At 54.7% G+C, this 21,301-nt stretch carries 11 protein-coding genes; 9 read left to right on the top strand and 2 right to left on the bottom strand.

Going from position 1 to position 21,301, the window contains the following annotated elements:
* Positions 1-21 precede the first annotated feature (21 nt).
* Positions 22-1,164 carry a 1-deoxy-D-xylulose-5-phosphate reductoisomerase gene (locus tag ACTNCH_RS00745; RefSeq protein ID WP_441015724.1) on the top strand — a complete coding sequence of 381 codons (1,143 nt, stop codon included), beginning with the start codon at positions 22-24 and terminating at the stop codon, positions 1,162-1,164.
* Position 1,165: 1 nt separating this feature from the next.
* Positions 1,166-2,197 (top strand): RIP metalloprotease RseP, encoded by a 1,032-nt coding sequence (gene rseP / locus ACTNCH_RS00740; RefSeq protein ID WP_441015727.1) that lies wholly within the window; start codon positions 1,166-1,168, stop codon positions 2,195-2,197.
* A gap of 39 nt (positions 2,198-2,236) precedes the next feature.
* Here the strand turns inward: rseP and ACTNCH_RS00735 are convergent, their stop codons facing one another.
* Both ACTNCH_RS00735 and ACTNCH_RS00730 read right to left on the bottom strand, forming a co-directional pair.
* Entirely contained in the window at positions 2,237-2,917 is a 681-nt protein-coding gene (locus ACTNCH_RS00735) for an LrgB family protein (RefSeq protein ID WP_441015730.1), read from the bottom strand.
* Complete coding sequence (locus tag ACTNCH_RS00730) at positions 2,910-3,281, bottom strand: CidA/LrgA family protein (protein ID WP_441015733.1); 372 nt, start codon at positions 3,279-3,281, stop codon at positions 2,910-2,912. The genes ACTNCH_RS00735 and ACTNCH_RS00730 overlap by 8 nt, the downstream gene beginning before the upstream one ends.
* A gap of 187 nt (positions 3,282-3,468) precedes the next feature.
* On the opposite strand from ACTNCH_RS00730, the gene ACTNCH_RS00725 reads away from it, so the two are divergent.
* The 7 genes from ACTNCH_RS00725 (at position 3,469) to ACTNCH_RS00695 (ending at position 21,288) form a co-directional block, all read left to right on the top strand.
* Positions 3,469-5,805, top strand: coding sequence for a LuxR C-terminal-related transcriptional regulator (locus ACTNCH_RS00725; protein WP_441015736.1), 2,337 nt, complete (start codon positions 3,469-3,471; stop codon positions 5,803-5,805).
* Positions 5,806-6,040: 235 nt separating this feature from the next.
* The gene (locus tag ACTNCH_RS00720) at positions 6,041-6,901 is read left to right on the top strand and encodes a hypothetical protein (RefSeq protein WP_441015739.1); all 861 of its coding nucleotides are present in this window, start codon (positions 6,041-6,043) and stop codon (positions 6,899-6,901) included.
* The gene (locus ACTNCH_RS00715; RefSeq protein ID WP_441015742.1) at positions 6,898-9,057 is read left to right on the top strand and encodes an ATP-binding protein; all 2,160 of its coding nucleotides are present in this window, start codon (positions 6,898-6,900) and stop codon (positions 9,055-9,057) included. Before ACTNCH_RS00720 ends, ACTNCH_RS00715 begins: the two co-directional genes overlap by 4 nt.
* Before the next feature lie 3 nt (positions 9,058-9,060).
* Complete coding sequence (locus tag ACTNCH_RS00710; RefSeq protein ID WP_441015745.1) at positions 9,061-11,040, top strand: hypothetical protein; 1,980 nt, start codon at positions 9,061-9,063, stop codon at positions 11,038-11,040.
* A 10-nt stretch (positions 11,041-11,050) separates the two neighbouring features.
* Positions 11,051-11,590 carry a hypothetical protein gene (locus tag ACTNCH_RS00705; RefSeq protein WP_441015748.1) on the top strand — a complete coding sequence of 180 codons (540 nt, stop codon included), beginning with the start codon at positions 11,051-11,053 and terminating at the stop codon, positions 11,588-11,590.
* Positions 11,587-13,416 carry an ATP-binding protein gene (locus tag ACTNCH_RS00700; protein WP_441015751.1) on the top strand — a complete coding sequence of 610 codons (1,830 nt, stop codon included), beginning with the start codon at positions 11,587-11,589 and terminating at the stop codon, positions 13,414-13,416. The genes ACTNCH_RS00705 and ACTNCH_RS00700 overlap by 4 nt, the downstream gene beginning before the upstream one ends.
* A gap of 24 nt (positions 13,417-13,440) precedes the next feature.
* Positions 13,441-21,288 carry an FN3 associated domain-containing protein gene (locus ACTNCH_RS00695; protein WP_441015754.1) on the top strand — a complete coding sequence of 2,616 codons (7,848 nt, stop codon included), beginning with the start codon at positions 13,441-13,443 and terminating at the stop codon, positions 21,286-21,288.
* Positions 21,289-21,301: the final 13 nt, after the last annotated feature.

Raw genomic sequence — 21,301 nt, 5'->3', positions numbered from 1 at the left:
GCGGGCAGTAAGGAGAAAAGAATGAAGAAGATAGCGATTCTCGGCTCCACAGGTTCCATCGGAACCCAGACGCTGGAGGTAGCGAGAAATAATGGAGATCTGGAGATTGTAGCGCTGGCGGCAGGCAGCAACATAAAGAAGCTGGAGGAGCAGATCCGGGAGTTCCGTCCCCGGCTGGCGGCAGTCTGGACAGAGGAGAAAGCAAAGGAGCTGCGGGCTGCGGTAAAGGATCTGGACGTAAAAGTAGTATCCGGCATGGACGGCCTCATTGAGGTCTGCACACACCCGGAAGCAGAGATTGTGGTGACGGCTATCGTGGGAATGATAGGAATTGTTCCTACAATTGCGGCCATGAAAGCAGGAAAAGACATCGCTCTGGCCAATAAGGAAACATTGGTGACGGCCGGGCATATTATTATACCACTGGCACAGGAGACCGGCGTGAAAATTCTTCCGGTGGATAGCGAGCATAGTGCTATTTTCCAGTGCCTGAACGGAGAAAACCGCAGCCAGCTGAAGAAAATTCTTCTGACTGCTTCCGGCGGACCTTTCCGGGGCAGGAAGCTGGAGGATTTGAAGAATATCCAGGTGGAAGACGCCCTGAAGCATCCCAACTGGGCCATGGGCCGGAAAATCACCATCGATTCCTCTACCCTGGTCAACAAGGGACTGGAGATGATGGAGGCAAAATGGCTGTTCGGCGTGGAGCCGGAGAATATCCAGATTGTGGTGCAGCCCAAAAGTATCATTCATTCCATGGTGGAATTCGTGGACGGCGCGGTGATTGCGCAGCTGGGCACACCGGATATGAAGCTGCCGATTCAGTACGCGCTCTATTATCCGGAGCGGCGCTGCCTTCCGGGCGAGCGGCTGGATTTCTGGAAATTGACAGAGATTACCTTTGAAAAACCGGATATGGAGACCTTCGCGGGACTTCGGCTTGCTTTCGACGCGGCGGCTGCGGGCGGCTCCATGCCTACGGTATACAATGCGGCCAACGAGCGGGCGGTAGCCAAATTCCTGGACCGTAAAATCGCGTATCTGCAGATTCCGGAGATCATCGGAACCTGTATGGAGCAGCATAAGGTAAAGGCCAATCCGTCGGTGGAGGAAATTCTCGCCACGGAGCAGGCGGTGTACGAATTTATCGAAAGCAGGTGGTAAGTTGAAAATCATACTTGCGCTTCTGATATTCAGCCTGATCGTGCTGTTCCATGAGTTCGGTCATTTCCTGCTGGCCAAGCGGGGCGGGATCGGTGTTACGGAATTTTCCCTGGGTATGGGCCCCAGGCTATTCAGCAAGCAGATCGGCGAGACCCGTTATTCGGTGAAGCTTCTGCCCTTTGGCGGCTCCTGCATGATGGTGGGAGAGGACGGGGAGAGTGACGAAGATAATTCCTTTGGCAGCAAATCCGTCTGGACTCGGATTTCCGTGGTGGCGGCAGGACCCATTTTCAATTTTATCCTGGCCTTTTTTATGGCGCTGTTTATCGTGGGGAGTATCGGCTACGACGCGCCGGACGTGGTGAAGGTCATGGAAGGCTATCCGGCGGCGGAAGCCGGTATGCAGCCGGGGGATCGGATTGTGCAGATGAACCGGACGCGTATCCACGTATACCGGGAGGTCAGCTTCTATGTACAGACCCATCAGGGCGAGACGGTGAACCTTGTCTATGAGCGGGAGGGCGAGCGCCATGCGGTGACGCTGGAGCCGAAGCAGAGCGAAAACGGCACTTATCTGCTGGGCTTCCAGGGATCCGGCGTCCGGACAAAAGGAAATATTTTCCAGACTGTATATTACAGCGCCTATGAGGTGAAGTACTGGATCGGCACTACCCTGAAGAGCCTGGAAATGATGTTTGGCGGACAGGTCAGCGCCGACGATATCTCAGGCCCGGTGGGTATCGTGAATACCATTGGAAATACCTATGAGGCCAGCCGGGAGGACGGCGGCTTTTACGTATGGCTGAATATGCTGAATATTTCGATTCTCCTGTCAGCCAACCTGGGTGTGATGAATCTGCTGCCGATTCCGGCCCTGGACGGCGGACGGCTGGTATTTCTCCTGCTGGAAGTACTGCGCCGGGGCAAGCGGATCGATCCAGAGAAGGAAGGCATGGTTCATTTTGTGGGCCTGATGCTTCTGATGGCCCTGATGCTGGTGATAATGCTCAATGATTTCCGGAATATAATGTAAAAAAAGAATCCCAGGCGGGATTCTTTTTTTAGTCCAACATTATAACAGCACCATAGAAAAGACAACGGTCAGGATTCCGCAGACGCCGATGGCCAGTCCGCTCATAGCGCCCTCTGTTTCTCCAAGCTCAAGGGCCTTGGAGGTACCGACGGCATGGCTGCAGGCTCCGATGGCCAGACCTGCGGTAATGGGATTCTTCACCCGGAAAATGCGGATCAGGTAGGGAGCCAGGATGCTGCCCAGGATTCCGGTGAAGATGACAGCGATGACGGTCACCGGTACGATACCGCCGTGGCTCTGGCAGACCTCCACCGCAATCGGCGTGGTGATGGATTTGGGCAGAAGGGAGGCAGTCATGGCCTTGTCCAGACCAAAGAGCCGGCAGAGCACATAGACGCTGCCCATGGAGGACAGGGAGCCTACGGTGCAGCCCACCAGAATCGGAATGGCGTTCTCCTTCAGAATCTGAATCCGGGTGTAGATGGATACAGCCAGACAGGCGGTAGCCGGGGCCAGAAACATATTGATGACCGCGCCGCCGTTGTTGTAGCTCTCATAAGGAATATCGAAGGCCAGCAGGACAAGCACGATAGCCAGGATAGCGAAGAGCAGCGGATTGCAGAAGGGCGATTTCAGCTTCTTCTGAAGCTTTTCCCCGGCCCAGAAGGCCAGGACGCTTACGGCAATGCCGAAGTAAGGGGAAGTCCATAATTCACGCATGGCAGCCTCCTTTCCTGCGGGAAAGCAGATACATGGTGAAGCGCACGCTGTAGGTTGTGGCCGCAAAAGTAATGATGGTAGTCAGTACACAAATCAGCAGCAGGGGAAGCCAGTTGGCCTTCAGAATGTCCAGATAATTGATGACATTCACGCCTGCCGGAATAAAGAAAAATGCCATATTGGCCAGCAGAAAGTCTGATTTCTCCCGGATATGGTCAATTTTCAGAAGGCCGCTCAGCAGAAGCAGAAAGAGTAAAATCATACCGATGACGCTGGCCGGAAGGGCAAAGGGCAGAAATTGCTCGATCAATACGCTGAGGGCGCAGATGGAGAAAATAATTCCAACTTGTTTGATAATCTTCATAATAGAACTCCTCTCTTGTCTCATACCAAAGTCGGATATAAAATCGTTTCCTATCATACACCAAAACCTAAAATTCTACAAGAAGCAAGTTATATTTTCATAAAAAAAAGTGAAATACGCACGACGTGCCCTAAAATCAAAATCCTTGTGCTATAATATAGCTATGAAAAAGACGCAGACAACCGAAATGGACGAACTGCATATCGAACACCCGGAACTGGAGCAGAGAATGTGCGAGGATTTAAATAATTACGGCGTTCTTTATTTTCATGCGCCCATAGGCTGGGAAAAGGACAGGCTGGTTCTGGATTTTGCGGCCCACCACCCGGAATTTGACGCCTGCATTGTGACCGATCCGGATCAGATACCGGAAACGAAGGGCGGAGTACGGATTGTTCCGGGACTGGAACGTCTGCTGGAGCAGCCCGGATTGGAAAAGCTCTGGGCAAGGGTTGGGGAAAGAGGACGGGAGGAACGATGGATTTTCACCTCCACAGCGCCGCTTCCGGAGGAACTGATGCCCTTCCGGGTGGCCGGACGTCTCCGGATATATGGAGTTCCCGATATCCGGCCGGAGAACCGGGACGTAAGCGCTTATCTGGAGAAAAAGGGCTTCCGTCTTTACCGGGAAGACTACCTTCATATAGAAAAGGATTTTGACAATATGCCCCTGTGTATCTATATGCTGGAGGAACCGCTGCGGGACAGTGTCCACGGCTATGGACGGCAGGAAAGAGAGCAGTGTCTGGAGGACGTATTCCTGTGGATTGATATCAAGTTTTTCCGGACGCTGAAGGTGGAGGAACAGAACGCCCTTTTAAGCCTGGCCTGCTTTGAAGAGCTGACGGAGGAGCTGGTGTGGACGATTCTGGATATATCGGTGAGCGAGGCCAGAGCTCTGGTACAGCGGTTCCGGAAGAAAGGAAGTATTCTGGAGGACTTAGGAGGAGGCCGCTGGAGATTTGTAGGGCTGTTCCGTCAGTTCCTGGCCCGCATGATGTATAAGTACGTGACGCCGGAGCAGCTGGAGAGACTGTATCAGAGGGCAATGTATTTTTATGAGGAAAAGCAGGATTATACGGCGGCCCTGCGCTTCGCCGATCTTCTGAAGCTTTATGATAAGATGGCGGAGCTCCTGGATCGGATTTTGTCCCGGCCCATCAGCTATGAGACCTTCCTTTCTCTGGAGGACTACTGTCTGAGCGGGCCTTTGCCGGATATGTTGGAATATCCGCGTCTGATTATGGCGGGAGCCATGCTGGAATGTATCGGCGGCAATCTGGAGGGCTATGAGAGATACCGGAAGCTTCTGGAGCGGAGAGAGAAAAAGGATACCGGATCGCTGCTTCTGATCCTGAAGATGATAGGAACGGGCAGCATGACGCCGGAGCTGCTTTCGGAGATCTGGAAGCATGTGGAGGAAGCGGATACGTCTACCGGAGAGATCTGGCGGATGTTGCAGATTCCGGGCAACATTTCCCTGCTTCACGGTGATAAGGATTACAGCGCGTTTTTCCACTGGGAGGGGAAGCGGGAGAAGAATCCTTATGAGGAAGAGATCCGGCGGCTGGCAGGAGAAGAGCATGCGTCTATGGCGGAATTTCTTCTGGGAGAGGTCTTCTATGAGCGAAACCAGCTGGACGAAGCCCTGAACCGTTTTACCAGAACCTTCCGTATGGCTGTGCAGGAAAAAAATCTCCGGATGCAGAAGCTGTGCAACCTGAAGGTGGCAGATCTGATGGTAGTCCGGAATCAGGCCGACGGCGCGGAAGCCTTTCTGCTTCACCGGCTGGAGGAGGAAGAGGAGACGGATTGCTACTGGAATGGCAATCTGCTGGCTCACCGGATCTGGTATTATCTGCTGAAAAATGATGAGAAACGGATTTTGGACTGGCTGAAAAAGGAAGCGCCGGACGAACGGGGACGTTTTCTGAGCGTGGAGTATTATCAGTATCTGATGAAGGCCAGAGTGTATCTGTGGCTGGAGCAGTATGTTCCGGCAGAGCTGATTTTACTGACCCTGCGGGATTTTGCGGACAGCTATCAGATGACCTATCTGGGAATCCAGGTACGGATTCTGGAAGCGGTACAGGCTTTCCGGCAGCAGAGAGAGGACTGGCAGGAGCTTCTTTCGGAGGCGGTGGAGACCGGTCGGAGCTACTGGTTTATCCGGGTTTTCGCGGACGAAGGGGAGGCGGTCTATGAGCTCCTGAATGAGCTGTACGGGGAGAAGGAGCGAAAGGATTCGTATATCCGGGAAATTTTGAAGGCGGCCCGGGCCCAGATGTTGATTTATCCCGGTTATCTGAAGCGGAAAAAGAGACTGCAGACAGACAATTTTACCAGCTATGAAAGAGACGTGCTGAAGCTTCTGGCCCGGGGAGAAAAAAACGCGGAGATTGCTCGTACCCTGTGCGTGTCGGAAAATACAGTCAAGTATCACCTGAAAAATATCTATCAGAAGCTGGGGGCAAAAAACCGGAGTCAGGCGCTGAATCTGATTACGGAGTATCATCTTATATAAGAAAGAATCCTGCGAAGCAGGATTCTCCGCCTGCGGCGGGTCGCGTAAGCGGCATACTACCTCTCCGCCGCAGTGCGATCCCCCGGAGGTTTTTTATGTAATAGGGAATTCCAGAGAAATTTCCTATTACATAAATAAAAAAGCAGGAAGGACTACCCGTTCGGGCAGTGCGCTTCCTGCTTTTTTGTGGGAAAATTTATGATAGAGTAGTCGTATTGTGTCCGGAGGTGGGAGTATGAAGCAGGAAGCAGCAGAACGGTCGGAAAAGCAGCTGGAGCATTTCCGGGAAACCTTTGACAGGCTGACGGCGGCCAGTCATGTGCAGACGGAATATTTTGGGGAGCATAAAAAAATCGAGGGCTATTATCAGAGCCGGATGCAGGGGCAGATGCTGGGCTGCGACCGGCTGATGAAGCAGGAAAATATGTTCGGCAGACTGCAGCTGGGCTACAATCCCAACCGGGAACGGGTATTTCTGTTTGCCAATCTGAAGACCTCCCGCTACGATACCGTCGCGAGCCGGTACCAGAAGGAGCTGAAGGAGTATCAGCAGAAGACCCTTTTAAAGGGAAACAATGAAAACCGGGCCTACGTGTCCCGGTACTGGGAGGGGGCTTCCGTTCTTATCGAGAAGCGCGAGAATAAGCCCTGGACCAGGCGCTCCGTCGCTTCCTATCTGGGACGGGAGAATATGGAAAGCTTACAGAAGACCCTGCCCTTCTTCGTGAAAGAGGAAGAAAAGAAGGCGCTGGAAAAGAGAAAAAGCAGGAAAAAAGAGCTGGAAAAGCAGATACGGCAGCTTCGTCTGGAGGCCGGACGCCAGGAGGCGGAACGGGAGCAGTATCGGGAACGGGAAACGGAGTTAAAAGAGCTTCGGAGGGAAGATACCCGGGGCATGTACGAGGAAAACCTTCTGGAGGCCATTCTGATAAAGAAGGACGCGTCTGCCCGGATCTTTCTCCGGAAAATGAATTACGCGTATGATTTCCAGAAAAAGGATATCGAAAGCTATTACCGGGAGCGGAAAAAGACGCTTGGCGAAGTACGGGCAGAGACTGAGGGCGATGGAGAACGCCCGGAGGATGAGGACGAATGAGCGGGATAAGGACAAGGATATTCAAAAATGAGCAGGAATACTATCAGGCGCTGACCGGGTGGGCCAGAGAACTTCTGGTTTCCTATGCGCTGACCCATGTAAAAACCTCCGACGGAGGGCTGCTTCGGAAGAACGGCGGGATTCTGATTACCAGGGAGGAGCTTCTGGCTGAGCTTAGGTCCGAGGAAAAGACCTATGTGCCGACGGTTTTCCGGGAAGAGCTTGCGGACATCCGGGAGCGGGGCAGGGAGACCTTAAGAGACGGCGGCATGATTGTGATGGAATATCTGTTCCATGCGCTGAAGCTGACAGAGTTCGAAGGCTTTCTGACGGCCCTCTCCCTGGCCTGCGAGCTGGATCACGGACTGGGACTGGCAATCGGATACCTGAACGAGCAGAACGGCGTCCGGGTACCGAGCTTAAGCCTGTGTCTTAGGCTGTATACGGAGAAGGAGGAGGAGCAGCGGTTCCTGTACCAGGAATGTCTGCGGGACTGGGAAAAACTAGGACTTCTCTTTGAGGGAATGGAGGACTTGAGCCTGGGAGGGGGAATTCCTGTCCCGGAGGGCTTTCAGGAATTCCGCTTGAAGCTGGATTTCCGGATTCTGAGCTACCTTCAGAATTTTGAGCAGGAGGATCCGGCCCTGGGCGGTATCGTAAGAACCGGCGGGGAGGAGGACATGCGGGAGCCGCTGATTCAGAAGAAGCTGACGGACGGGCTGGAGGCTCTCTACGACAGCGGGGCCCGCAGCTTTTACCTGGAAGGGGAAAATGGTTCCGGCAAGAAGCTTCAGGCCGGAGCTCTCTGCAGGCGGAAGGGCTTGCCCATTCTCTATGTGGACAGCGGAAAGCTGCCGGAGGAGGGAGAGAGCCTTCAGAAAATGCTCCGGCGGATTATGCGGGAAGCCATTCTCCAGGGCGGCAGCGCCCTGTGCGTCTGCGATCTGGAGGGAGATCCGGAGACCGGACGGGTAGCCTGCGGACAGGCGGAACAGATCCTCTGGGGACTTCGCACCTGGCAGGGCGTGCTGTTCCTGACCGGAGGAAGCGAGTGGGATCGGAAGATTCGCTGTGAACGGTTGATTCGAAAGGTCCGGATTCCGGAAAATACCACAGAGGAACGGATCCTTCTCTGGAAAAGCTTCCTGGGGGAGCGGCTTTTCCCGGAAGGGCTGAATCTGGAATATCTGGCGGATAAATACCGGCTTCCGGCCGGATATATTCGCAACAGCGTACAGGAATACGAGGATCGGCTGCTGCTGGAGCAGAGCGAGCCAGAGGAGCGGTATCTGCTGGAGGCCTGCAGGGCGCAGCTGGAGCATAAGCTGGGGAAGGACGCGGTGCGGATTCCGGTGCATTACCGCTGGGAGGATCTGGTGCTGCCGGATCCCCAGAAAAAGCTGCTTCGGGACGCCTGCGATCAGGTGCGGCTTCATCATCAGGTCTATCATCGCTGGGGCTTTGAACAGAAGCTGGCCTATGGAAGAGGCGTGTCTATGATTTTCTACGGGCCGCCCGGAACCGGCAAGACCATGGGAGCCCAGGTCATCGCCGGGGAGCTGGCCATGGAGCTTTACAAGGTGGATATGGCCGGAGTCATGTCCAAATATGTGGGTGAATCGGAGAAAAAGCTGGGCAATATTTTCGAGCAGGCAAAAAAGAGCCAGAGCATTCTGTTTTTCGACGAGGCAGACGTACTGTTTGGCAAGCGGACGGATCAGAAGGACTCCAACGACAAATACGCCAATGCAGGAACCGCCTACCTGTTGCAGAAAATAGAGGAATACGAGGGCATTATCATTCTGGCTACGAACTTTCTGCAGAATTTTGACAACGCGTTCCTGCGGAGATTTAAGTTCATTATTGAATTCCCCTTTACGGACGTACCGAGAAGAAGGGAAATCTGGGAACGGGTATTTCCGGCGGATACGCCCCGGGAGGATCTGGACTACGGATATCTGGCGGAGGAATTCAAATTTTCCGGCAGCCAGATTAAAAATGTGGCGGTGGCCGCGGCCTTCCTGGCAGCCGGAGAGGGCGTGCCGGTGGGAATGCGCCATGTGCTGACCGGCGTAAAAAGGGAGATGGCCAAGACAGGAAAGACGCTGCTGGCCAGCGATTTCGGAGGCTATTATTATCTGATGGAGGAGGTATAGAGTATGGGATTAGGCGACTGGTATCAGGAACGGAAAGCGAAAAAGACGGCGAAAAAGGAAGCGGCCCGGCTGGCGGCAGGTCAGGCCAGACAGGCGGCGGAGGAAGAGAAAAAGCGGCAGCAGGAGGCCCAGGCGCAGCAGTCTATGGGATATACGAGAAATTATATCCAGATGCTGGAGCGGATGCAGGGCGCGGGAGACCGAAAGGGATATCAGAATCTGGCGGCTATGCGGGAACAGCTGGTGCAGGGCATGGGCAACAGTCCCCACGCCCAGATCCTGACGGACGCCCTGAATGCTTCCATGAAGGCGGCGGACGAGCGGATCAGCAGGGCGGAGAAGCAGGAGGGTCATAAAGAAACCATTCGCAAGGAGAGGAAGACGCCTCTGGAGACCCTGATCCGCAAGGAGCAGAATATGACCGACGGTCAGAAATTCAAACCGGAGGGAGAAGCGGCTGCCGCCGGGACGGATCTGAACCAGGAAGAGAAGCTGAAGGAGTCCAGGGGGAAGATTGCGAAAAATAAATTTAAAAATCTGCCGGGGGCAGTCTGTGAAGCCGTGAAGGACGCTTTTTCTGACTGGAAGACCGGTCTGAATACCGTATACGACAAGCTGACGGGAACGATGGACGTGGGAGCCGGTTCCAGCGGCGTCGGCGGTGATTCCAGCGATATCCAGGAGATGGAGAAGGTCATGAAGGACATGACGGATGCGGATACCGGAGGAGCCGGGATCACGGGAGCCGTATTCAGCGGCGTATCTACGATACTCAAGTGTGTAAAAACGGGAATCACCATCGTAGGCGCGATCAAAAATGAAAGGGATAATAAAACGGAGATTACGCTGGACAAGCAGGAACGCTTCCAGGTGGTCCGGGGTCTGTTACATGACATCGTAGAGATCATCAACGGCTTTGGAACGGTTTTTGGTCCCGCCACGAAAATGATTCCCTTCTACAATTCCATTCTGGGTATCGTAAGCAACTCAGCTGCTGTGCTGGCGGACGCGACCGATGTGGTGGCCAATTCCATCTTCCACCACAATATGCGGAAGCGCTGCAAAATGCTTTACCAGAATATGGTGGATAAGAAAACGAAATACGAGAAGAGCGGGGATACGACCGCAGCCCAGGCTTACACCGTAAGAAATAAGTCCAGCGCCATCGATAAGCAGCGCCGGAATCTGCTGGGAAAAATTGCAAGAGAAAATCAGGGCGACGACAGCGTGGGCGGTAAGATCCGTATCGTAAAGGCGGCTTCCTTACGTTCCCGCAACGATACCATTTACCGGGAGGCCCAGTACGGCGTAGGCGCGAGAATTCAGGCACTGGACGAGAAGATCCACGGCCAGGGAAGCATTTCCACAGAGGAACGGGCCCGTCTGAAGACCCAGAAGCGGGAGCTGGAGGCCATGGAGACCATGGAGCAGTACCGGGAAGCAGATAAGGCAGAAAAGAAGATGAGAAAGGCGCTGCTCCACAATGTGGAGAGCGTTATTACAGGAGGCACCAATGTGGTAGCCAACGGCCTGAAGCTGGCAGGAGAGATCGCCTCAGCCACCGGCGTGGGAGTTATGGCGGGAGCCGGGCTCTATACGGCTGGCATGGCCACCGGAATCGCGGAGGGAAGCTATGAGCTGGCCCGGGGCGGCGGTTCTCTCATCTATAAAAGTATCCGGTATATGGCCGGAACGTCGGACAACAAGGCGACCACCCGGGAGGATATGGCAATCTCCCTGATTGAGCGTATGCATGAGGTGGGAACCTCGGCCGTATGGGACGCCACAGCCGGAGGCTTCAAGGACGACAGAGGTCTCGATCAGGTGGAGGCCCATCAGCTGGCCAGACAGGGAAAAAATGTAGATCATCTGCACGGAATCCTGCGGAGCGGCCTGGACGCCACGATGACAGAGCTGATTGGAAGCAAGGATCGGACAGAGCTGAAGCAAAATATCGCGTCCGCGTTCGGACAGCCGGATTAGGAGGAGCAGTATGCTGACACAGGAGAAAAAAAGGACAGAATTTGAACGGATCAGGGAATTTCTTGCGCAGGCAGAGATTGCGGCGGAGGTAGCCGACAAGGGAAAGTTGTTTGACGATACGGTACTTTTGGTATCCCTGCCCACAGCGGAAGAATTTCCAGAGGATCATGAGCTGACAGAGGAAGAGCTTCATCTGGCGGTGGGATATCTGGTGGACCTGGATGGGGAGGAAGAGCGCCTGTCCCGGTATCTGATGTTCTATAGCCAGATAGAGGTGGATCTGGCGGAGCTTACGAAAGCGGAGGTTTTAAGCATGCTCAATGAGCTGAACCGCAGGGTACGGCTGGGCTGCTTCTTTCTGGGACCGGTGGACGGCCAGGAGACCGAGGGCGTCCAGTACCGCATGATGGTGTCGGGCGTACCGGAGGAGCCCTTTGACGAGGGACTGGTGGCCGACGCCATTCTGGAAATGGGAACCGGATACGATGTGGCGCTTGGAGCCCTGAAAAAAGCGAACGATGAGAAGAAACGCGGACAGGAGAACGGATGAGATATACACAGATGCTGAACCAGCGCCTGAAGGCTGCAGGCCGGGAATATACAAAAAGCCGGGAAATGAAAAAAACAGAGGAGCTATGGGAAAAAATCCGGGAGATCCGCAGGGAAGCGGAGGATACGGACAGCTTTTTCCCCTGGGCGGATGCGGCCGCGCGTCTGTCCTTGAGCAGGGAAGAGGAAGGACTGCTGGCGGTGCTCTGGGGACTGGAGAGCCGGGGAGAGCCGGTATCGGAACAGGAATTTCTGCGGCTGCGCCAGGAGCTTGCGGGAGAAGAAAACCGGGAGCTTCCGGACTGGTATATCCGGCGGGAGGAAGCAATCCGTCTGTCTCCGGTGCTGCGTGGCTGGCTGGAGGGCGAGACCCCGGAATTGCCGGAGGGCTTAAGCCTGCGGCTTCCGGCGGAGGAGCCGGCTTATGGGCTGGAGCGTCTGTTGACAGAAAGCGACGGGATCTTTCGTCTGGCGGAGGAACAACAGGAGCCACTCTGCCTCTGTCTGGCCGGGGAAGCCGGAAGCGGCCGGGAATTTGCCATGGAGCAGATTGCGCTCCGGCAGGGTCTGACGCTTCTTCTGGCGGAGGGAGATCTGTTTCGGGGAACCCCGGAGGAATGGAAGGCCTGTGTCCTCTGCGCCCGCCTTTACAACGGATTGTTCTGTATCCGGCTGGGCCGGGAGGAGCGGAAAACGCTTTTTACCCGGACGGAGGAAAAATTCTCCTTTTACGGAGTGATTCGGGAAAGCAGCCGGGGACTTGGGGAAGCCGGAAGAGCCGGAGTGATCACGCGTTTCCTGGAGCGGCCGGATCGCAGAGAAAAGCTTCAGATGGCCCGGGAAGTGCTGGGGGGCTGTCTTAGCCGGCTTCCGGAGGGTATGACAGAGGAAGCGCTGACCGGGCGGCAGCTGCCCACCGGCGCGTATCTTAAGTATCTGTACAGCCTCCGGGCAGAGCTTCTGCTTGGCACGACAGAGCCCCGGCAGCTTCTGCCGCCCGTGGAGGGCGGACGGCTTCAGAGCCTTCCGGCCAACCGGAGCTTTTCGGAGCTGAAGCTTCCGGCTGCCCAGTATGGAAAGCTTCGGGAGATCTGCAGAATGATCAGCGCCCGGGGGCGCGTTCTGGAGCAGTGGGGCTTTGGACGGAAATTTTCTTACGGAAACGGAATCTCGGTGCTGTTTTACGGAGCGCCGGGAACCGGCAAAACCATGGCGGCCCAGGTGTTGGCCGCGGAACTGGGACTTCCTCTGTACCGGGTGGATCTGTCCCAGCTGATCAGTAAATATATCGGGGAAACCCAGAAAAATATCGGTCAGATCTTTGACGAGGCAGAGCGCTGTGATTGTATCCTGCTGTTCGACGAGGCGGACGCTATTTTCACCAGAAGAAGCGACGTGTCGGACGCCCAGGATCGCTATTCCAACGCGGAGACAGCCTACCTGCTCCAGCGGATCGAGCAGTACGGCGGCGTCTGCATTCTGGCCACCAACCTGCTGCAGAACTTCGACGACGCGTTCCGGCGCAGGATTTCTTATATGGTGCATTTCCCGCTGCCGGACGAAGGGCTGCGGCAGGAGCTCTGGGAGAGTATCTTCCCGGAGGAGACGCCGCTTGGCGAGGATCTGGATCCGGCGCTGCTGGCCCGGGCCTTTGAGCTGTCCGGCGCTTCCATCAAGAATGCGGCGCTTCACGGAGCGCTTCTGGCGGCTGCGGAAGGCACGGAGGTACAGATGCGGCACCTGATGGACAGTATCAGGAATGAATATGAAAAGCAGGGCAAAAATTTCAGCGCTTCCCAGAGGGAGCTGCTGGATGCTTTCAGATAGAACGATTTTCGGAGGCGGATGCAGATGAAAATAAAAGAATGGTTGAAACAACATGGGAAAAACGGAAGGAAGGGCTATCTGGCGGGCGGCGCGGTCTGCCTGGCGGGGGCAGCCCTGGTGCTGGCCCTGAGTCTGGGAGTCGGAGCCCGGGCGGAAGAGCTCAATCTGGGAACAGCGGGAAAGCTGAACTTCGAATATGTAAATGAGAACAACCAGAAGATTTACCTGGTAAAAAACCCGGCTCAGTTAAAGGCTCTTGGAAATGCCACGCAGGGGACAAAAGATAATACCTTCCGCCTGGAAAATGACCTGACCGTAGACATCCGGGCAGCGGCTGGGGGTACCTTCGAAGGCACCTTTGACGGCAACGGCCATGTGATCACAGTGGAAACGCTGCAGATCAACGACAGCACCGGGACCGGAAAAGAGGAAGACAGGAATAAAGGAAGTATAGGAAAAACAGATTCGGTTTCCCGGGGAGCCCTGTTCGGAACGGTATCGGGAACCGTAAAGAAGCTGGTTGTGGACGTGAAGGATACGGATGCTTCCTACACCAGAACCTCTTATGCGGGAATGAGGGCAGGAGAGCCCCAGAAGCAGCAGACCAGTGCGGATCGGGGACTTACGATAGAAAAAGACAAAATCGTCAGCGAAATAAGCAGTGGGACGGATCTGGACGCCTATCACAGCATTGACAACTATACGACCGTATGGCTTCTTAAAGGTAAAGAGGTACCGGAGGGAACTAAAGACGCCGAGGAATACAAACGTTACCAAAGCGACGCCTTGGATAGCAGCGTCACGACCTATACCCCTACGGCTGCCTCCGCCACAGATTATTTTGGCGTGATTTGCGGAACTCTGACGGCTAAGGGCCGGCTGGAACAGATCCTTCTGGACGGCGAGGAAATGACCGTCCGTCAGAAAGGCGCGGACCATGCGGAGCAGATATCAGAAAATAATGTCACACCGCATTATTATTATTACAAGGTAGGAGAAGCCAAGAAAACAGAGGCCACAGAACTGGAAGAGGCGAAGGTTGCTGTGGCGCTTCCGGTACAGAAAACGACGACCACAGATACGGCATACAATACGAAGGTGGACGGGCTTCTTTCCATGACAGTGTCCGCGCCCGATCAGGTCGTATACGGAGATGACGGCAGCTATACCATAACCTGTACGGTTACCCTGCAGGCAGCAGAAGCGGGTGCGGAGATTGATAAAGCAACCCTGACGGCCGGAGAGGCCGGAGACTGGAGAGGCGGCGCAAACGGAAACAGTCTGCAGACAGTTACCATAAGCAGCATAGGAGACAGTACAAATCCGAAGACAGTGACCTATACCTATCATGGAACACACAGCACAGAGGATAAGAAAGATCTCACCTTCCAGGCGGCGGTGCATACGGGAACGCCGTCCCAGAAGGTTACGGCAGAGGTTACGGCAAAAACCATCCTGGCAGATGGAACGAGTAAGATAGGAGCTGAGGTAGAGAACCCGGCAGTGGCAGAAGGGGCGCTGAAGTTAACGGTTAGCGCAGAGCAGAAGGCCGAATCAGAAACTACGGCAGTCTTTACGGTAACAATAACAAATCAGCATACAGAGAAGCTTTCCAATGTGAGCCTGAAGCTTCCCTATGAAGTGACTGTGACAAATGCAAATGGAGGAACGACAGGATTCCAGACCGTCACCTTTGAAGAGCTTCCAAAGGGGGAAAGCAGGACACTGACACTGGAAAAAACAGGAAAGAAAAATAAAACGGTTACAGCAGAGTTCTCGGTCTCGGCGACGGCTTCCGGACAGGCGATTGAGACAGGAAAAGCGACGGGATCGGTAACGCTGTCAGCTGCGACCGTGACGCCAACTCCCACACCGGGGGAGGGCGGAGAGTCCCAGCTGTCCGAAGAAGCCCCGGCAGAGGCAGTCTCCCCGGCAGTTTCGGCGGGGACTCTAAAATTCACCATCTCGGTGCCGAAGCTTACGGATTCTGCTTCTGCTTCTGCAAAACTGACATATAAGCTGACGATACAGGCGCCCGCGGACGGAACAACCTGGGTGGAGACAGCGAACCCAAGCAGCGACTGGGGCGGCCACATCGTAGAAGGACTGGGGACAGATAGCAGGAAGAAGGTTTCCGGGACAGGTAAAAGAACAATCACGGTATCCTATCCGGTGGGGGGCAGTACGGCTTCCAACTATGGAGCCACCTTCAGCGTGTATACCGTGGGAAGCAACGGGGAGAAAAAATATGTCTGCCAGCCGACCACGGAGACCACAGCTCTGTTTCAGAGTGTAAAAAAGGAACAGAGTAAGACAAATACGACCATAGCGGAACAGCAGATCGGGATAACGGTGAGCGCGCCCGGTCTGGAGGCTGTACAGACAGATGGAAGCCTTGCGGTGGTTTACAAAGTAGAGCTGACTTCAGGAACCGGAACGACCTCCAGACTGACGTCGTCGGAAGCCGGAGGCTGGGGAACGACAGCGAAGGCAGCAGCGTCGGCAGTAGCGTCGGCGGCAGGGACTTCTTATAGCCTGCCTGCAGGAACGATGACAGCGTACTTCTGTTACAAAGCGGCATCCTACAGCTCTGCGGATCCGCTGGAAATATCCTTTACTGCCTATCGGGAGCTTTCCGATTCTACAGAATGTGCCGCCCAGGCCGACATCCGTACGGAAATCATCGGAAGCGGCAGCGCGGCTCCCGACAGCCAGACAAAGGGAGCCTTGAAGGCCACACTGTCTGCAAAGAATTCCTACATAAAGAAAGAGGGAAGTGTCACTTACCATCTGACCCTGGAAAATACGGGAAGCAACGTTCTGTATATCGATCCGGCCACATTAACAGGCTGGACGATAAGCGCGGGCAGCAGCTGGGCCACAGGAACTTATACCATCAATGCGGGCTCTTTGAAAGAAAATAGTTATACGAAGAATCTCATAGCAGCCGGTGGCAAGGTTGAACTGGAAAAAACAGTACATTGGAGCGATGAGCTTACAAGCCCCCATGAGGAAGCGCTGGATATCCGGGCGACAGAGATCCGCACGACCTCCATCGTAACCTACGCCTATGAGAAGGAAGTGGTGGCAAGCGGCAACTCCGTGATCAAAAATGTAACGGAAAGCAATCCGATCTATACAGCCCAGAATCTGACTGCAGGGGCACTGGCCGGACAGAGCGCAGGAAGTATCACAGAAAGTCGCCTGTCTCTGAATCTGCGGGGAATTCTTGACAGCGCAGGAAATCAGACAGAGATGACGCTGGGCGGAGTCGGCGGCAGCGTCAGCGGCAGCGTTACAGATCTCTATATGAACAGCTCGCTGACGGTTCCAGAGGCGACAGGATCGAGAACCGTGCAATCCGGACTGGTATCCGGGGCAGGAACCGTAAAGCTGGATTGGGCGATCGTAACAACGGTAAACGATAAAACAGAACTGGGAGAAAATGTAAATGCTACAAATGTAAAGCTGGGAATGAGCGCGAAACCGGATACAACGTGGGAAAAGTGGAAGAGCTTTACCCGTTATACGGCGAAAAACAGTCAGGAAAGCCTGTTTGATCTGAGCTGGCTGGTCTATGCGGAAAACAGTTTCACCTATGGAACTCCCAAGAATGAAAAGATAAGCGTGACGGCAGAGAAGAATCCTTCCCGCGCGCTTACCTGGCAGATGGTCTATAAGGGCAGAAAGAGCCTGGGAGACGCCCAGTATGAGACTTATTATGCAAAGAACACAGGCGTGGAGGGCGCGATTGAGCTGGGAAAGAGCGGCTATTATCAGAGGCAGTCTGTCTATGCCACAGACGGCTACTATCACTATGTGGAAACGGCCGCGGACGGGACAGCGCTGATGACCCGGTATCCGTATCTTTCCTCGGGTACAAAGCCGGTCTTTTATCGGGGCGAGGATTCCTGGTCTGTGGAACGCGAGGCGGGAGGAAGCCTGGTGGATCACATTGTGCTGAAGCTTCAGTCCCCAGCCGGAATCGATTTATCGGATCTGAAGCTGATTTATAATACCACAGGGAACCCGAACGCGGAGGACTGGAAAAGGGCGGTCATCGACGAGGAAGGACAGAAAGCAATTCTGGATTTTGATGGCGCGAAGGCGACGGTAAAGGCGATTCCGCTGGTCGGCGGGAATGAGACGATTTACGAGGAAATAGAGAGGACACAACCTTTCACCAGCGCGGACAGGGAGGCCCTGCCCTATCCGACGGTAAAGAGCAGCGATTACTACATGGCGGACGGAACTCCGCAGACAGAGACTTTTACGCCGGGCAGCAGCCATCTGACCGGCAGCAGCCTGCTGCTTAAGGATCTTCTCGCAGACGGCAGCTACAGCTATCTCCTGTCCGATAAGGAGCTGGGAGAAAGCGCGTCCTGGGAGAATACGGCTACAGGAGGACTGCGATATACAAAGGAGGCGGATAAGGTAAACGGCGAATGGGAGTCCCTGGCCAGTGGAAGCCAGATCCCGCTTCCGGCTACGGAGGGTACAAACCATCTCTATATCAGGATAGAAAAGGAAAACTATCCCACGACCGTGTATGCCTATGGAACCCTGAAGCTTGAAAAAGGAAGCTCTGCAAAGCCGGTGATTTACTATGATTACGGAACAGCAGGAGGAACGGAGAATACCTCCGGCAAAGTGATGAAGGGAGATCTTCTGACCTTTGCTGCAACCGGAACCGAAACCGGAACGCTGACCAAGGTTCAGTATCTGCTTTCGGATAAGGCGCGGACCATAGCGGCTATCGGAGCGGAGGAATGGAAGGATTATGATGGCGGCAGAATCACGCTGGAAAACGGGGAAAACTGGGCGGCCTGCTATATCTATGTGAGAATGAAGTCAGCGGACGGCCATTCCTACGGCGCTGTGTCAGAGTACAATTATGATTTTGCCTCCCAGAAGGGAGCGCCCACTGCGTCGCCGCGGACGGTGGAGATTGCGTCCTCCTCAGACGATGCTTCCGCTACGGAGATTCCGTCGGGAACCTCCATCACGCTGGGAGGACAGAGCGGTTCCAAGATTCTGTTCCTGACCGGGGATCGGCTGGATGACGCCACCTTTACGGTGGAACGGATTACCGGGGATACCACAGCGCTGAAAGATAAAGATGGCGTAGACGGCTATTATCAGGCCGGAAAACGCTGGTATCACGTGGACAAGGCAGAGGTAGCCCAGTATCAGGGCAATAACAGACCGGTCTTCCACAACAGCACAGACAATATGGTCATGCGGTATATCGGAGTGGCCGTTCTGGGCGAGGATCTGGATCCGGGAACGGTGACGGTATATGGCTATAAGGTGAAGCAGGCGGAACAGGTGGCAGCGCCGGAGGCGGCTCTGGTAACCCAGAGTCTGCCCAATGGCCAGAATGTGGAAACCGCCGTGGTGGAAAAGGGAACCTATATCTCCTTCCGTTCCCAGACGTCGGACGCAAAGCTTTATTATGTCCTGAAAAATGGAGAGGTGTCGGAAGGCGTGGACGAGGCGACCGGAACCCTGGCGTATGACAGCAGTAAGGGAATTCTGGTGGACGGCGATTATGGAAGCCAGTTCTACGTGAGCGTCCGGGCGGTAAAGGAAGGCATGAAGAGCAGTGAAACCGTCTGCTTTATATACCGGGTAGCGGATCAGAAGCAGGCGCTTACCCCTACGGCGACGCCTTCTACCACAGAGAGCAGTCCTACGACCGTGGCGCCGGGAGATAAGATTCTATTGTCCTCCGGCACCAAAGGCGCGTCGATCTATTATACCGCGGACGGCCCGTCGCCGGAGGTGTCCTGGAAAGAGGACGGCACCCTGGAGGTGGGTACAGGCACGCTCCGGTATGACGCCGGAAAAGGCATTACCATGCCGACGGACGGAGAGGGATATTTTACCATTCGCGCCGTGTCCGTGGCAGAGGAATATAAAAACAGTAAAGAGGCGGTCTTTGTCTACGCATATCCGGAGACGGTGCAGAGTCCTTACGGAAATATCCCGTCGGGCAGTGTGGAGATTGGAACGAAGATTCTTCTGAAGAACCGGACCGAAGGGGCGGTGATTCATTACACCATGAGTACAGACGGAAGTACGCCTGCGGATCCGACTGTGTCCAGCTCAGTCTTTGACGAATCCCAGCCCATCGAGATAAAGGGAAAGGTTATCGTCAAGGCGATTGCGGTGAAAAACAGCGTAAAGAGCGAGGTTGTAACGCTGACTTATACAGCCAACAGCCAGCTGGGAACGCCGACGGCGTCCATTGAAAGCGGAGCTATGGTATCCAGAGGAACCAGGCTTACCCTGTCGGCGGAGAGCGGCGCGGCGATTTACTATACGACCGACGGCAGCGATCCGGCTGCGGCAGGCAATGCGGCAGTGGCCAGCGGCACAGAGGTGATACTGGACGGAACACCGGGATCCCAGGTTACCGTGCGGGCCTATGCAAAGATGGAGAACAAATCCTCCAGCGAGACCGTGACCTTTACCTATCAGATCAGTAAGAGCGCCGCAGGGGTCACAGCCGATGTGGCCAGCGGCACAGAGGTATCCGGCGGATCCAAGGTAAACCTGATGACAGACGTAACAGGGGCAGACATCTATTATACGACCGACGGCTCCTCCCCGGCGGAGCATGGAAGCAAAGGTACGGTTGTAACGATTACAGGAGAAGCGGGCAGCACGGTAACCGTAAAGGCGGTGGCGTCTATTGGCGGACAGACCGGTACGGTCAGCACCTTTATCTATCGGATTAAGGAGCGCCCCACAGCGCCTACGGCAACTCCTGCAGGCGGCAAGCTGACTGTGGCAGTCCGGGTTGAGCTGCGGGCTTCCGCGGAGAAGATTTACTATACCACAGATGGCAGCGCGCCCACCAAGAGCTCGAACCTGTACAGCGATCCCATTCTGATCAATAAGACTACGACCCTGAAGGCCATTGCGGTGGCGGCTGATGGAGAAGTCAGTGAGACAGCCTCCTTTTATTACGGCGCGGCGGGAAGGGCCGGCACTCCGGAGGCTTCCGAGGAATCCGGAACGACGCTGGAGCCGGGAACCGTGGTTTATCTGACCAGCGCAAGTCCGTCAGCGGCTATCTATTATTCCACAGACGGAACCGATCCTACCAGGGATAATCTGGAGAGTATGATCCGGTATACAGACGAGGGAATTACAGTCCGAAGAACCGTAACCATCAAAGCGGTGGCCTACGAGGAAAGCATGCAGCTGTCTAAAGTGGGGACCTTCCAGTATGTGGTGGACACCATTCCTGCCGTGGAGCAGAAAAAAGCGGAGGAAGAACGTCTAGCAGAGGAAGCCCTGCACGATACGGACGCGTCAGCCCTGGCCCGGATTACCGACGAGACGGAGAATACCGGTTCTCAGAAGGTGCTTAAGGAAAAAAACTGTCAGACGCTGGTATCCGGTCCGGAAGAAAATTTCCCGGGGCAGGTGGAGCTGGTGACAGAAAAGCAGGAATACGCGCCGGAGGCCCTGAAGAATGTACAGCAGATATTTGGCCGGGAGTACGCAATTCTGGCGTCCTATGATATGAAGCTTGTGCAGGGAGAAGAGACCGTACAGCCGGAGGGAGAAGTGGAGATTGGAATTCCGATTCCGGCAAAGTATCAAAACGCTGCGGTTACGATTGTATATATCAATGAAGAAAATAAGGTTACAAAGACAGACACCTGGCGGGAAAACGGGATAGCCTATGCAAAAGTAAAGCATTTCAGCAATTACGCGCTGGTAGGACTGAAGCTGGAGGAAAAAAGGAGCTTTACGATTCCCTGGCTGCAGCTTCTGGGAGGCACAGCCCTTGTGGTTGCGCTGGCGGGAACCATTTATCTGGCGCGAAAAAAAAGAAAAGACTACCCGAACGAGTAATGAGCTTTTGAAA

This window comes from Candidatus Merdisoma sp. HCP28S3_D10 (genome assembly GCF_052065835.1).
Lineage (GTDB): Bacteria > Bacillota > Clostridia > Lachnospirales > Lachnospiraceae > Laedolimicola.
The sequence above is the reverse complement of the archived record's forward strand: the minus strand, read 5'-3'. Positions and strand labels throughout refer to the sequence as shown.